We start from the raw sequence: 14,642 nt of genomic DNA on the forward strand, positions 1-14,642 counted from the left end.
CTCACGGTATCGATCGAGTGCTGTGGGTGACAAGACCGGTGGTTCGGGTCGGGGCGAACTCCCGGATCGGCTCGGCCATGGGTTCGGGCTGGTCCTCGGCGATCAGGGTGCCGGAGTCGGTGATGATCTCCAGGCGTGTGTTCAGGTAGAGAGCGGCCAGCCGGGTCCGTGCTCGGCTGGCATCACCGCGTCGTGATCGGCCCGGATCGCCAGCATCAGCCGGATGAAACTTCACCAGCCTTCGGACAAGTCCAGCAGCTCGGCGCGGGAGGAACGTCCAGATCGCATTACTTCAGACTGTTCGGAGGTTGCCAGGCGGCCGTGATGACGAGCACTCCCAGGAGTTAACCCCTTGCGCGCGACGCGCCCCCTGTCATGAGGACCTGTCCTCAGCCGAGCGCACTCACGACCTTTTCCGCGAGCGACCCGGCGGAGGCAGGATTCCGCCCGGTGCACAGGTTGCGGTCGATCACGACGTGCGGCTGATAGCTGGTGCCCTCGCGATCACCATGGAGAGCATCGCGGCATGCTCGGGAGTGGCGAAGAGCGCCATCTACCGCTGTACCAAGGTGCCGCTTTCGTCCCTCGCGTGCGTGCCTTGCGCGGGCTGATGGTGGAGGCTCAGCTGGAGCCAGGGGTCCAGGATCCGTTCCGTGCCTGGGTCCAGTCACGTCGTGACGTCGTGCTGCACCTGCTCATCCGCGCACGCGAACGCGGGGAGATACGCCCGGACGCCGACCTGGATCTCGCCGTTGATCAGATGTTCGGCGTGTTCTGGTATCGCCTTCTCGTTGGGCATCTCTCCTGGATTCGCAAGCAGCTACAGCCCACATCCGCCAGATGCTCGATGGCCTGAAGGCGTGATGCCGGGTTCGACTGCGCAGGAGGTTGCGAGGGCCGGGCTGGGCTTGGCGCCTTCGCCGTCGGCGACCTTTGCCCGGGCGTCGTGGGAGGCCAATCCGCTTCGTGGTGTGCTTGTGAACCTGGCTGGGCCAGTCGCGCCGTCTCCGTGGCCCTTTCGTAGGCTTCGACCGAGGACTTCCCGACGACGATGCTTCCTGAGCTCAGGAAGCCGGTGCTCGGTTAGTTAACTGAACTCTTCTGGAGAACCGAGCCGGTACGTTCGTCCTGGGACGGGGAGGTCCTGTGGTGGTCGGGGGTATCGGGCGGCTGGCGGAGTTCGACACCGGTTTACGGGTGGCGGGTTCTGTTTTCAGAGTCGGAACACGTTTCTGCGTCGTCGTTCTTACGGGAGTTGGTGGCTTCGGACGGCAGCGTCTCGACGTTGTGTCGGCACGCCTTCGAGTCGCTCGCTCGAACTGTTCAGGCAGCGAACCGGCGGGCCAGGTCCTTGCCGTGACCCCGGCGATCTTCGAGTCTCTCGGTCTGGTGGGTACGGCCGGCCAAGATTACTTTGAAAGATCAACCCACCACCGTGAGGAACGTACACTTCATGGCTTGTGGGTTGTGGAAGGCTTTGCGACCAGTCCCATTTCGGACTGCAGGTATTCATCTAGCTTGTTCCGGGTCAGACTTATTTGCTCAAGTTTGCTGGTCAGTTCCTCGCGGAGCGTGAGGACCTGACGGCCGATGCCTTCGCAGTCGCCGGTCGGTCCAGCGTCGCCGGTGCAGGGGAGGATGAGCTTGATGATGTCGCTGGAGAGGCCGGAGTCCAGCATGGAACGGATGAGTTCGACTGTCTGGACGGCGGTTTCGTCATAGTCGCGGTAGCCGTTGGACAGACGTGAGGCGGTGATCAGGCCCACCTCTTCGTAGTAGCGCAGTGCGCGGGGACTTGCCCCGGTCGCTTCGGCGAGCTGACTGATTTTCACCGTTGCGAGTCTCCTTGCCGTTGAACCCTGACATGGACGTCAGAGTTTACACCTGGCTACTGGGCAGAAAAGTTGGAGTAGTCGCCTATCGCCCGACCGGGCCACTGCCGCCTAGTTCGGATCGGGGCACCTTCGCTGTACGCCCCGCAGTCCAGGCAGCCCGGCACCAAATTATGCCGTATGTACCGATATCCAGCTCTCATGTTCGGGGTTGACCTTCACGCTAACGTCAATCTTTACCGTCCTGTTCATGACATCAGCAACGACTGAACGACGCGCTCTGATCTTCCACGGTTTCGGTGCTACGCCCGATGACCACTGGTTCACCTGGCTGGCCAAGCAGCTGGAGTCATCCGGGTTCTCCGCGCAGGTCCCGGCTCTTCCGGATCCGCTGGACCCCAACCCGCAGCGGTGGGTCGCCGAGGTGGGGCAGGCACTCTCCCGGCCCGCCGGTGACCCGGTCGACCAGAACACGGTGGTGGTGGCGCACAGCCTCGGCGTGCTCACGGTCCTGCGGTATCTCGCGACGCTCGAGGGGCCGTGGCGGCTCGGGGAACTGGTTCTGGTCTCCGGTTTCGTGGACCTGCTTCCCGCCCTGCCGAACCTGGACGCCTACATCGGCAACGGCCTCCAGCCGGCCGAGCTGAGCGAACTGAGCAAGCACGTGGACCGGATCACGATCCTGCGCTCCGACGTCGACGCTCTGGTCCCGGTTGAGCTGACCGACCGCCTGGCCACCCTGCTCGGGGTTTCCGCCGTGGTCGTTCCCGGGGCAGGTCACTTCCTGGGCATGGACGGGATCACTGAGCTTCCGCAGGCACTCGAGGCCATCACCGCCGGTCGTTCCTGACCAGCTGTTCCCAGGTTCGAGGGACGAGGTGCGGCCTGAGGGAGCACCTCGTCCAGCACGAGAGCGACTGAGCCAGTCGTGCGCACCATCCGATCTCTAGAACATGATTCACCGACATGAGGTTCCCCTGTGCTGCCCACCGTGAACAACGTCCCTCATCTGCCCGAAGGTTTCGCCGATACCTTCACCAGCCGCACCGTTGAGGTGAATGGACTGAAACTGCACGCCGTCGTCGGCGGTCAGGGCCCGGCCCTGCTCCTGCTGCCGGGGTGGCCCCAGTTCTGGTACGCCTGGCGACTGGCCATGCCCGCCCTGGCGCAGAACTTCAGCGTGGTCGCCATCGACCTGCGTGGCATGGGTGCCAGCGACAAGCCCGATGCTGGCTACGACCCGGTCTCTCTGGCGTCTGACGCGGCCGGGGCGATGCAGGCGCTCGGTCACGAGAAGTACTACGTGGCCGGGTACGACCTGGGCATGATCGTGGGCTACGCCCTGACCGCGGCCCATCCCGAACTGGTGATGAAACTGGCCGTGATGGAGTCGATCCTGCCGGGCCTGTCACCGATGCCGCCCCTGCTCATGGACCCGCAGACCAACGAGCTGGTGTGGCACTTCGTCTTCAACCGGCTGGAGTCGATCAATGAGCAACTGGTGAGCGGCCGCGAGGGCCTCTACTTCAGCCACCAGTTCGCCACGAAAGCGGCTACCCCGGAAAAGATCCCGGCGCAGGCGGTAGACGTCTACGTCGAGGCGCTGCGCGACCCGGCCACCCTGCGAGCCAGCTTCGAGTACTACCGAGCCAACGACATGTTCGACCAGATCGCGGCCCTGAAGGCAGCCGGCCCGCTGACCATGCCGGTCCTGGCGGTCGGCGGCGAGGTCGGTATCCGCGAGGGCGTTGAGCAGGCCCTGCGCATGGTGGCCGAGGACGTTCAGGGTGACCTGGCCCCGGACGCCGCTCATTTCATCCCTGAAGAAGCCCCGGAGTGGACGTCCCGGCGTCTGCTGGAGTTCTTCCTCGCCTGAGCGCACCCGGTGGTGCCGGCCGCTGCGGTGACCGGCACCACCCGTCCCACGATCCGCGCTGCTCCCGCAGTGGTCCCTTCTCAGCGAGCGAACTCCTGGACCGGTCCCCGTATCTGCTGTTGAGGCACCGGCAGAGCCCATGGGGCTCGACATCCATGTCCACCGCGCCTCCGAAGAGAGATCGATCCGTGACCACCTCACAAGATTCCCCCGGCGCCCCATCCATACCTGCCCATCCGCATCACGCTCAGCGCTGGCTGATCCTCGGGGTGCTGGGCGCGGCGCAGTTGATGGTCGTGCTCGACGCCACGATCGTGAACATCGCTCTGCCCTCGGCCCAGGAGGACCTGGGTTTCTCCCACGACGCCCGGCAGTGGGTCATCACCGCCTACGCGCTGGCCTTCGGTGCCCTGCTCCCGCTGGGTGGGCGGGTCGGTGACCTGATGGGGCGCAAACGTGCGCTGCTGATCGGCCTGATCGGCTTCGCCGCCGCCTCCGCGATCGGTGGGGCAGCCACCGACATCGGGATGCTGGTCACCGCCCGTGCAGCCCAGGGGGTGTTCGGCGCGCTCCTGGCCCCGGCCACGCTGTCCCTGCTGATGACGACCTTCACCGACGCGCGCGAACGGGCCAAGGCCTTCGGCATCTACGGTGCCATCGCCGGGGCGGGCCTGGCCGCCGGACTGCTGCTCGGCGGCGTTCTCACCCAGTGGCTGGACTGGCGTTGGTGCCTGTACGTCAACATCGTCATCGCGGTGGTGACGGTGGCCGGGGCCTGGACCACGCTGCACCATCAGGCACCCGAGGGGCCTCGGCCACGCCTGGACATCCCCGGCACCCTCACCGTCTCAGCCGGTCTGTTCTGTCTGGTCAACGGATTCGCGAACGCTGAGACACACGCCTGGGGCGAGCCGGCGGTCTGGGCCTGCCTGGTGGCCGCTGTCGTCCTGCTCACCGTGTTCACCCTGATCGAGACTCGGGTGGCCCACCCGCTCATCCCGTTACGTGTCCTGTTCGACCGCACACGCGGCGCAGCCCTGCTCTCGGTCATGCTCCTGGGGCTGGGGCAGTTCGGTGTCCTGTTGTTCCTGACCTACTACTTCCAGCAGAACCTAGGGCTCAGCCCGATCAGCAGCGGTGCCGCCTTCGTGCCGATGATCGCCGGTCTGGCGGTGACAGCAACCGCAGCCAACAGCATCCTGGTGCCCCGGTACGGGGCCCGTCCCCTGGTCCCGACCGGATTCGTCGTCGCCGGTGCCGGGTTGTTCTGGCTCACCGGCATCGACACGACCTCCAGCTACACCAGCGACGTGCTGGGACCGCTCATCGTGACCGGAATCGGCACGGGCATGGCCATCGCCCCGGCCATGACAGCCGGTATCTCCGGCGTCCGCGCCGAAGACGCCGGAGCTGCCTCGGCCCTGATGAACACCGGCCAGCAAGTCGGTTACTCGGTCGGAACCGCTGTGCTCAGTTCCATTGCTGCCAGCGCCCTGACCGACCAGCTTGCAGGCCAGAACAGCATCAGCAGCGCCGTCGCCGCCGGGGCCGCCGTGCACAGTTACACCACCACGTTCATGTGGTGCGCCGTCATCTTCCTGATCGGTGCCGTGATCTCCGGGGCGCTGCTGCGCTCAGGACCACTCGCCCAGGACCCAGATGCAGGGCCCGTCGTCCACGTGTGATCCACGCAGGGCCTTCGCCCGCGACGAGTCGCCCAGACCATCCCCGTGCCTTGACGCATCCATGAAGGGCGCACAAGGCCCAGAACGCCATTCATCATGTGTTCCAGTAGATTCCAGCAAGGGTGAGACGAAGTGACGAGAGTAGAGCTCGACCCGGCGATCACGAAAGCTTTTCGGGAGCACCCGGAACTGACCTTCGAGATCACCGCCGAAAACCTCCCAGTGATCAGGACGATGGCCCCGTCCGGGTCACTCGATGACCTGGTCGCAGACAGCAGGTTCACGGCCCAGGAACGTGTCGTTCCCAGCACCACGGATGCACCGGACGTCACCCTGCTGATCCTGTCGCCGACCGGCTTCACCGGACCTCGCCCCGTGATCTACTACATTCACGGAGGAGGCATGGTCCTGGGAGATCGGTACACCGGTATCGAACTCGTGGCACCGTTCGCAGCCAACCACGGCGCGATCATCGTATCCGTCGAATACCGGCTGTCACCCGAACATCCGCACCCTGCACCCATAGACGACTGCTACGCCGGCCTGGTCTGGACCGCTGAGCACGCCGACGAGTTCCATGCAGACCCGCACCAGATCTCGGTCCTCGGCATCAGCGCCGGAGGTGGACTGGCCGCCGGGATCACCCTGATGGCCCGCGACCGGTCAGGTCCGGCCATCACTCACCAGATCCTGTGGTCACCGATGCTGGACGACCGCGAACTGACTCCCTCCAGCGTGGACTTCACCGGTGAAGGCAGCTGGCACCGGGAGAACAACCGCTTCGCCTGGGCAGCCCTGCTCGGCGATGCAGTCCGCAGCGACACCGTATCCCCCTACGCAGCGCCCGCCAGGGCCGTCGATCTGTCCGGACTGCCGCCCGCCTTCATCGACGTCGGGAATGCCGAGCCCTTCCGCGACCCGGCCATCGACTACGCGGCTCGCCTGTCCCAGGCCGGCATCCAGGTCGAGTTCCACATGTGGCCCGGAGGTGTCCACACGTTCGAACTGATGGTGCCGGACGCGCCTATCTCCGTCGGAAACCGCCACGCACGCCACGCCTACGTCGAGCGCATGCTCGCCTGACCGAACGAAAAGGGGTCCGCGTCACCACAGATCCACAGGATTTGGCACCCGGGTCCGGAAGACCCGTCAACACGGTCGTGGATCTCCCTCATGCACGGTTAGAAAACAGCTCGACGCCCTCTTGCCCGCAATCACGCTCCATCAGCCTCCCGATATTCGAAACACCGGTGGCGACAGCGAATCCGGAGCCGAAGAGCGGCATCTTCAGCTCACCTCCGATGGCTGCTAACCGAGGCGCCCGGGCGAAGATGCCGAGGATGGACGCGTTTGCTCGGCTGCCAGTGTCACGACCCACGACAGGGTGGTGCTCGCGGTCAAAGAGCGGCTCGAGGCCGTTGAAGGAACGGGATAGTGGGGGCGATTGCCGTGATGGCCGGGAATCGCCCCCACGTCGTTCTCTGGTGCCAGGCTGCTGCTACCCGCCCATGAGCTGCAGGAGCATGTGGCCGGCGGCCATCACCGCAGCGATGCTGCACACCAGGAGGGTGAACAGCACTTCCCGCCAGAAGTTCACGGCGACAGCGGCAACGATGAACGCCACGAGCAGTAACGCCGTCACGTCCATAGCCGACCACCTCTGTCGGGGCGTTGCTGCAGCCGGTGTGCGACGGAACCGCTCGTGGTCCGGGGATAACGGGTTGTAGTCTTGTGCATGTCAGCGACCTTCCCTAGAGATCGGCTGACGTCCCGCTGGGTCGGTGTTGGCGCACCGGCCCAGCTCGCGTTCGGCGCAGCCGATCAGCGATGTTCTGATCCGAGGCCGGCCTGAATCGTGTCCTGTGGGTCGGTAGCCCGATGCGGCCTCAACTCGGGCCCCAGGAGCGCAAGGTCAACCACCCCCTCTGCTGAAAATCGTCGCACCGGCATTTCTCCTCTGCAACTCCCGCAAAGCTGCTTTGTCGACGAGTGCGTCCCCCATTCCTGTCAGAGCCTCTGACCTGCCGGAAAGCTAAGCGACACGCGACCGGTAAGTAATTCTGCAATTCCCTGTCCGAACCTTGCGCAAAGCGCTACCGTCCAGGTGTGGCAGTGAGTCCAACGGTTCGCCGTCGACGACTGACCGCGGAGCTCAAAAGGCTCCGTGAGGCAAGCGGCCTGACCATTGACGAGGTCGCCCAGGACATCGGTGTCTCGAAGTCCGCCCTCTCACGGATCGAGAACGGCCTGGTCGGGGTCAAGCTCCCAGTTTTGCGTGCACTTTTTCGTGTCTACGAAGTCACTGGGCAGCAGGCGGAATTCCTGGAAAGGCTGTCCAGCCAGGCGGCCCAGAAGGGTTGGTGGCAGTACTTCGCCGCCGAGACCGTTGAACTCGATGCCACCAAGACCTTGATCGGTCTGGAGGAGGAAGCCAGCACAGTCAACGATTTCTCGCTGACGTTCCTCTCCGGGCTCTTGCAGACCCGCGACTACGCGCGCGCCGTCATCCGGGGGGCCACCCTGGACGCGTCGGACGAGGGCGTGGAGAACGGTGTGCAGATGCGACTGCGCCGGCAGCAGCGCCTTGGTGATCTTCGGCTGTGGTCAGTCATTGCCGAGGAAGCCCTGATGCGCCCGATCGGTGGCCCGCAGGTGATGCGGGCACAGATCGAGCACCTCATCGCCAAGGCGCAGAGTCGGCGGATCACCGTTCAGGTCCTGGCCAAGGAACACCGTGAGCATCCTGGGATCACCGGTCCGTTCGTGATCCTGGGACTCGAACCACCACTCAACCTCAAGGCCGTCTACCTTGAAGGCAACCTGTGGGACGCGTGCCTGGAAGGACCCGACGAAGTTGCGCTCTACGAGCGCACTTTTGATGTTCTCCGGGCGATGGCGCTCAGCCCGCAGGAGTCCCTGGAGCGGCTGCAGACCAATCTGGAGAACTTCACGTGAGCATCGAGAACGCTGGTACCGGCACGGACAGTGGGACCTGGGCAGACTTCCGCAAGAGCACCTTCAGCGGCGGGGGAGGGTGCGTCGAGGTCTCGTTGTCGGACCAGGGCGGCGCGCGGGTGCGCGACACCAAGAGCAAGGGACAGGGGCCGGTGCTGGAGTTCAACGCCGAGGAATGGTCGGCATTCCTGGCGGGGGCACGGGCCGGGGAGTTCGGCACGCCGCACTCCTGACATCGAGGGGCGTCGGGCCAGGGGCTACGGCCCCTGGCCCGCTCTGCGACTCCACGCTGGGCGGTCCATAACCGGGCCCGCAGCAGTTGTTCAAAGGTGCGGCTTCCGATCCCGGCTCATCGGCGGGTTGATGGCGCGGTAGAACCAGGCCAGGCCTGGCCCCGCTCCCAGGACAGGGTCGTCGGTCCCGACCGCCGTTCAGAAAGCTTCCAGTGGCCCATCGTCGAGCAGGTGTCAGCCGGCGATCAGGTCGAGCACCGTCGAGGACTCCGCCCAGACGATCGCCGTCGACCAGGATGTTGCCCGGGCCAGGAGAAGGTCACAGAGCGTAGAGCAGTGGGCAGGTCGTCGCGGTCGATCACGTGGCCGCCGCCCATCCGGCGAGCCCACTTCCCGGGACTCCTCACGAGCGGCGCTGGCGATCACCTGGACCTTCGGCGAGTCGGTGCACCCCGAGCGTCACCAGTGGATGGCCATGAGGGCTTCCCACCCGACCGAAGCCAGACGGCTAGCGGCCAGTCGGCGATCCAGCTCCTTCCTTCGGAGCGCCGTCAAGATCGGTGACTCGATCGCATCAGGAAACGATGTTCGAGCTGTCATCGCTCAGCCAGCCGAGCGGCGGTGATCAGTTGGCCGCGTGGTTGCAAGGTCCCTTTCGGTCTCTGGCATGAGGGGAATCTGCGAGTCGGACCCGGTCTGTGGCAGGTCCAAGGCGTCTTCCCATGCTCTCGCATCGGTGCAGGTCAGAGGCACAATAGAACGTCGAATAGAACGTCGATGTTGTCTCATGTATCCCGTTGCCGAGTCGAGGGCACGGGAGGCCTTGTGACGGGACCACCTATCCGGCGCTACACCAGGCGCTGGTCGTCGAGCACCTTTCCCACGCGCTGCCGGTTGTTGATCGTCGCGGCGCTCGCTGGGGCCCTGCTGGCGGTCCTACTGGTGGGGCCGCCCTTGCTCCTCATCATCCTGGCCGGACCTCCGTGGACCACGGTCCAGAACATGTTCGAGCCGGCCTCTCTAGAAGACCCGTTGCGCAGTCTCGAGTCGCTCGTGGTCATCGGCTCATGGCTGGGCTGGAGTGTCCTGGCCCTTGAGATCCTGCGGGCTGGTGTCGATGTGCGGCGTGAACTGGCCGCCCCCGGCATGGCCTCGGGCACGGGGCGCGGCGGTTCCCCGAAGAGCTGGCGCTTACGCGGCGTGATCGTCGGCCTGGTCCTTGCACCGCTGAGCGCACCGGCCTCGGCCATGGCTTCTGCGCATGCCGTACCGGTCGCCGCGAGCCCTACCGGCCCGACCCCCGACCTCAGCCCGGCATCTGCGCCGCGACCTCGAGCCATCGATCAAGAGCAGCACCAAACCGTCCGTGTTCAGCCGTGGGGGAGCAGCACGACGCTGTGGGGGCTGGCGGAGGAGCACCTGGGGGACGGGGCCCGGTGGAGAGAGATCTGGGACCTCAACGAGGGGCGAGAACAGCGGGACGGAACCGTGATGCGCTCGCCCAGCATCCTCGTCCCTGGTTGGACAGTCCTGATCCCCGCAGCCGACGTGCCGGCCGCGTCACCATCCCCGGCGACGGCCCGGCAGTCGCTGCGCTACTCCATCGCCGAAGGAGACCGCCTGGGTGACGTGGCGGTCCGCTTTCTCGGCGAGTTCACGGACTACCAGCGCATCCAGCAGGTCAATCGCGACCAGATCCCCGATCCCGATCACATCGAGGCCGGTGAAACCATCGTCCTGCCCGCCGAGGCCCTCGACCGAGGCCAACGGCAGCACGCAGGCGGCAGCGCCGAATCCCCGAAGCCCACCGAGGCCGACGACCCGGCCGAGAACCAGCCGCCACCGCGCCGCCGTAATGATCAGGCACCCCAGCAGCGTTCGGGCAACGATCGGCCGCACGACGTATCCCTTCCGGCAGAGCACCAGAACGATGAACGGACGTGGCTGCTCCCCGCGGCCGCAGCGGCAACCGCTGCCCTGGTGGCGGCGATTCTGGGCCGGCATCGGCGACGGCGATCACGATCAGAAGACCAGTCGACAGGCAGCGAGCCCATGCCGTTGGTGGAGGAACCACTTCAGATCGAACCAGAGGACGATTGGCTCGCCGGCGAAGTCACGGAAGGAGACTTCGATCCGAGCGATGGTTTCGAGGACACGGGTCACTCGGATGCTGCCATCGATGAAGCCCGCGCCTTCGTCCACCAGTCGGCGCTCAAACTGCGCCAGCGCCAGCAGGAGACAACAGCTCCAGCAACGCCCGACAGCGACCAACAAGACGACCAGGGGCCGGCACAGGCGACGTCGCCGGCCTACCGACTGAGGCCGTTACGTCTGCGAACCTCAGCAGAGATCGCTGGTGCAGATCGCGAACCAGGGCCCGCCCCTTCCGGTGAAGAACCCCCGAGGCCGACTGTCCGAGAACTGGAAACCCCGCAGAGAACGGAAGTTCAGGTGCGGTTGTTCGGCGACCCGGCCGTCCTCACTATGAATGGTGACCGGGTTCATGGTCTGCGCAAGCACGCCCTGCAGCTCCTGCTGTACCTGGCCCTGCATCCGGGCGGGACCGAGCTCAGCGTGCTGCGCGAGGTGATGTGGGCCGACCTCAGCCTGAGCAAGGCAAGCGGCCGTCTGTCCACCGAAGTCGCCAGTCTGCGGCGCACGGTCCGAACCGCCCTGGGCGACGCCGAGAATCTCCGGATCAACGCGGTCACGAACATCAACGGCAGCTACGAGCTCGCGGACTTCGTGGTGACCGACGTTCAGGAGTTCGAGGCAGCCTTGAAGGAAGCGCTGAACAGCCCGGAAAAGTCAGCAGATCGTGAACGCTTGCTGCGCAGGGCCATTGAGCTGCACTCCGGCCAGCTGGCTGATCGGGCGAACCTGGATTTCATCTGGCTGCACTCTCATCAGCGGCGTCTGAACCGGGCCGGAGCCCGGGCTCGCATGCTGCTGGCCGAGCTGGTCCGTGACCGGAACGCGGACGAGGCCCGTGCCCTGGTGCGAGAGGCGGCACGGCTTGACCTGGCTGACCGCGTCCTGCAGGAGCAAGTGGTCCGGACGAACACGACGCTGGGCCTGTGAAGGGCTTGTCCCGAGGCAGATCGACGTACCGGAGGAGAGGGATGGAACGTGCTGAAGAACGGGTCCTGGCCGGGGATCATCCAGTGGTTCAAAGCTGATGTGGACCGGGCATTCGCGGCCATCGTGTGCACGGTTCTGGGAGCCATCGCGCTGGCCGGGTCCGCCACTCACGTGTTGCACGTGGGCGCCTACCCAGAAGTCGGCGTCAGCGGATGGATGGTGTGGACGGTCGCCGGGAGCTTGGAAGTGCTGGCCGCCTACTCGGCATGGGAGATGCGGCGACGCCACGGATGGAACCGCTGCGTGCCCATCGTGGTCCTGTTGCTCGCCGTGGCCTTCATCGTGCTGGCCAACCTCGCGGCAGCGGACGAGAAGTCGTGGGCCGCCCAGTTGCCGTGGGCGGAGGCATTCGCCGTCGCCCCACCCGTCTCCTTCCTGTCGGTCGCTGCCATTGCCGAAACCCGGGAGTGGCGCCGCGCCGGCAGACGGGCACGCCTGAGCGCTCGAACGCTGAAGGGGAGCACCACCAGCGAAGGCGAACAACGCTCCCGCCAGCATCCCGGGCCCGGAAAACCGTCGCTCCCGGAAGTTGGCTCTGGCGAGACGTTGTCGGTGCAGGAGAACGAGGATCGGACCAGTTCGGTGATGCGCTGGATCGCGGAAGGACACGATCGCCGGCGCATCCTGACCGAAGGCACGGCTGTGCTCGGCATCAGCGAATCGACCATGCGCCGCGAGATCAAAGGCGTCACGGTGCCGAACAGCCGGAGCCAGCCAACACCGGAAGACGCGGAGGTCGCGTCCGATGGAATCTGAATACGACTTCTCTAAAACACCTTTGAAGGCCCGACCCAAGGAGAGATGCACCATGGTGTGGTTCCTCGTCGACGACGGTTTCCGCGAACATCGCAAGCGGATGATGATCCCGAGTCGCCTGGAACTCAGAGCGACCGGACTGTGGACCACCGCCGGTGTCTGGTGCGCAAATCAGCTCACGGACGGCCGGATTCCCACCAAAATCGTGGCAGCCAGAGGAGGGAACACGAAACTCATCAGCGCCCTGGTCGAGGTCGGTCTCTGGCACGACTCCGATTCAGAGTGCGAACATCCGGCGCAACGCTGCCCCGGGATCCCCGCACCAGGAGAAATTGTCTTCCATGATTGGTTCGAATGGCAGCGCCGCAGCCGGGCCCAGGTACTCCAAAGGCGCGAACAGAGGGCCGCCGCCGGCCGAGCCGGCGGCGAAGCATCAGGGGCCAGTCGCCGGAACGAAAACCGAAGCAAAAACGAAGCACTTGCTTCGCCGATCGTTGAACCCCTAGACCAATACCAAAACCAATACCTAGACCCCCGATTGGCTAAGTTTGTCTGTCGTCGTCTCTTTGGTGATACGCCGCAAAATTCAACGATCAGCGAACTGATTTCACTGTGGCAGATGGCGGCCGGCGGAGCCGACCTCGAGGCGGAACTGCGCAACTTCCTGCTCAAGAACGCCGACAGGCACCTCCAGGACCCGTCGGCGGCCCTGCTGGGCTGGCTGGAACAGGCCGCCGAGCGTGCGGCACTGCCGGACCTGCGAGTTGTCCTCGGCTGCGAGTCCTGCAAGGCCGGATGGCTGCCGGACGACCCGGAGACGGGCATGCCCAAGCCCTGCCCCACCTGCAAGCCGCACCGGTACCCCGATGCGAGTAGCGGTTAGGCCATGTTTCGAACAGGGGAAGCCGTACGACTCAGCACGAGAGTCGGTGGCCGCCCTCACCTCTGCGGCGTGAGGAGATGCGCATGGTCAGGTACGAATCGGTGGCCGGGTGGTCGCCGTTCTATTCCCGCATCCAAGTCTAGTAAATCAGTAGAGTTCGGGTTACCGTCGCAAACTGTTCTGTGACGCCGGTTTACCTGCACCAGGGAGTGGCATGACCGAGAGTCTTCTCCTGGCCGTCGACCTGGACGGCGACGGCGCGCACCCCGCGGCCTGGCGCTTCTCCGGCCGCCCGCCCGGATCGGTCCTGACCGGCGCGGCGCTGCGCGCAGCGGTGGGTGCGGCCTCGGGCTTCGTGCTGGCCAGCTTCGAGGACAGCCCGTTGCCGGCCGGCGGCACCGGCCCGGACCAGGCCGGAAGGCTGGAGGCGGGCACCCGGGCGGCTTTCGCCGCCACTCTGGCCGGAGACCTTGGCCTGGCTCCGGTGCTGAACGCCACCACCACCGAGCCGTTTCACCTGGCCACCCAGCTGGCCAGTCTGGATCATGCCTCGCACGGCCGGGCGGCCTGGATCGTCGACGGCTTGTCCGACCTCGACGTGCTGGCCACCGTCGGGGCCGAGCCGCTGGGCGGTGCGGCGCAGCGGCAGGAGGTGGCCGACGTCATCCGTACTGCCCGGCTGCTGTGGGACTCCTGGCAGGACGACGCGGTGATCAAGGACGTGGCCAGCGGCCGCTACCTGGACTCCGGTCGGGTGCACCACATCGACTTCAGCGGAGCGACCTTCAGCGTCAAGGGCCCGCTGATCACGCCGCGACCGCCGCAGGGCCAGATTGTCGTGATCGCCCGCGACCACCTCCGGGTGGACGAACACGCCGACATCGTCCTGGTGGCCGCCGCGGACCCGGAAGCTGTCGCCGCCCGGGCCCAGCAAACGTCCTCAATTCTGACCTTCGCCGACGTGGAGGTGATTCTGGACCTCCCGGGTCGGCCCGCGGCCGAACGCCTCGCCGAACTGGACGACTTCACGCCTTGGCCCTCGACGGGCCGGCTACGCCACGTCGGCAGTGTCACCGGTCTGCTCGACCTGCTCTCTGAGCTGCGAGGGGTCGACGGCGTCCGGTTCCTGCCCGCGGTTCAGGCCCTCGATCTGCCGCTGCTGGCCGAGCAGGTGGTCCCCGCGCGAGGTCGTGTCCTTCCCGGGCGGACTCTCCGGGAGCGTCTTGGTCTTCCCCGTCCGGCCAGCCGTTTCGCCAGCACGACCGCCTGAAGCGAGGACGA

Annotated in this window: 14 protein-coding genes; 11 read left to right on the plus strand and 3 right to left on the minus strand. The window is 65.9% G+C overall.

The genetic code is table 11. The annotated features are described in order from the left end of the window. Position 1 precedes the first annotated feature (1 nt). Positions 2-235 carry a hypothetical protein gene (locus LR394_RS37700; protein WP_231449499.1) on the minus strand — a complete coding sequence of 78 codons (234 nt, stop codon included), beginning with the start codon at positions 233-235 and terminating at the stop codon, positions 2-4. Positions 236-610: 375 nt separating this feature from the next. Between LR394_RS37700 and LR394_RS43860 the strand changes: the two genes are divergently transcribed. Next, positions 611-856: a TetR-like C-terminal domain-containing protein gene (locus LR394_RS43860; RefSeq protein ID WP_407937203.1), complete on the plus strand. Its 246-nt coding sequence runs from the start codon at positions 611-613 to the stop codon at positions 854-856. Between the two features lie 595 nt (positions 857-1,451). Here the strand turns inward: LR394_RS43860 and LR394_RS37705 are convergent. Beyond that, positions 1,452-1,832 (minus strand): MerR family transcriptional regulator, encoded by a 381-nt coding sequence (locus tag LR394_RS37705; protein ID WP_231449500.1) that lies wholly within the window; start codon positions 1,830-1,832, stop codon positions 1,452-1,454. Between the two features lie 250 nt (positions 1,833-2,082). On the opposite strand from LR394_RS37705, the gene LR394_RS37710 reads away from it, so the two are divergent. The 4 genes from LR394_RS37710 (at position 2,083) to LR394_RS37725 (ending at position 6,476) form a co-directional block, all read left to right on the plus strand. After that, positions 2,083-2,682, plus strand: coding sequence for an RBBP9/YdeN family alpha/beta hydrolase (locus LR394_RS37710; RefSeq protein WP_231449501.1), 600 nt, complete (start codon positions 2,083-2,085; stop codon positions 2,680-2,682). Between the two features lie 141 nt (positions 2,683-2,823). After that, positions 2,824-3,708 (plus strand): alpha/beta fold hydrolase, encoded by an 885-nt coding sequence (locus LR394_RS37715; RefSeq protein ID WP_231449502.1) that lies wholly within the window; start codon positions 2,824-2,826, stop codon positions 3,706-3,708. 155 nt (positions 3,709-3,863) lie between these two features. Next, positions 3,864-5,393: an MFS transporter gene (locus LR394_RS37720; protein WP_407937201.1), complete on the plus strand. Its 1,530-nt coding sequence runs from the start codon at positions 3,864-3,866 to the stop codon at positions 5,391-5,393. 132 nt (positions 5,394-5,525) lie between these two features. Then, entirely contained in the window at positions 5,526-6,476 is a 951-nt protein-coding gene (locus tag LR394_RS37725; RefSeq protein ID WP_231449504.1) for an alpha/beta hydrolase, read from the plus strand. A gap of 415 nt (positions 6,477-6,891) precedes the next feature. Here the strand turns inward: LR394_RS37725 and LR394_RS37730 are convergent, their stop codons facing one another. Continuing rightward, positions 6,892-7,041 (minus strand): hypothetical protein, encoded by a 150-nt coding sequence (locus LR394_RS37730; RefSeq protein WP_231449505.1) that lies wholly within the window; start codon positions 7,039-7,041, stop codon positions 6,892-6,894. A gap of 464 nt (positions 7,042-7,505) precedes the next feature. Here LR394_RS37730 and LR394_RS37735 point away from each other — a divergent pair, with 464 nt between their 5' ends. From LR394_RS37735 to LR394_RS37760, 6 genes are all read left to right on the plus strand, one after another. Further along, on the plus strand, positions 7,506-8,348 hold the full coding sequence (locus LR394_RS37735; protein WP_231449506.1) for a helix-turn-helix domain-containing protein: 843 nt from the start codon (positions 7,506-7,508) through the stop codon (positions 8,346-8,348). Continuing rightward, positions 8,345-8,581, plus strand: coding sequence for a DUF397 domain-containing protein (locus tag LR394_RS37740; RefSeq protein WP_231449507.1), 237 nt, complete (start codon positions 8,345-8,347; stop codon positions 8,579-8,581). Before LR394_RS37735 ends, LR394_RS37740 begins: the two co-directional genes overlap by 4 nt. A 621-nt stretch (positions 8,582-9,202) precedes the next feature. After that, a complete protein-coding gene (locus LR394_RS37745; protein WP_231449508.1) occupies positions 9,203-11,662 on the plus strand; it encodes a LysM peptidoglycan-binding domain-containing protein in 2,460 nt (819 codons plus the stop codon). Positions 11,663-11,710: 48 nt separating this feature from the next. Next, positions 11,711-12,478 (plus strand): hypothetical protein, encoded by a 768-nt coding sequence (locus tag LR394_RS37750; RefSeq protein ID WP_231449509.1) that lies wholly within the window; start codon positions 11,711-11,713, stop codon positions 12,476-12,478. After that, positions 12,468-13,361, plus strand: a complete 894-nt coding sequence (locus LR394_RS37755; RefSeq protein WP_231449510.1) for a hypothetical protein — start codon at positions 12,468-12,470, stop codon at positions 13,359-13,361. The genes LR394_RS37750 and LR394_RS37755 overlap by 11 nt, the downstream gene beginning before the upstream one ends. Before the next feature lie 214 nt (positions 13,362-13,575). Further along, positions 13,576-14,631 (plus strand): LLM class flavin-dependent oxidoreductase, encoded by a 1,056-nt coding sequence (locus tag LR394_RS37760; protein WP_231449511.1) that lies wholly within the window; start codon positions 13,576-13,578, stop codon positions 14,629-14,631. Positions 14,632-14,642 lie beyond the last annotated feature (11 nt).

The sequence above is a fragment of the Kineosporia babensis genome (assembly GCF_021129305.1).
Taxonomy (GTDB): Bacteria; Actinomycetota; Actinomycetes; order Actinomycetales; family Kineosporiaceae; genus Kineosporia; species Kineosporia babensis.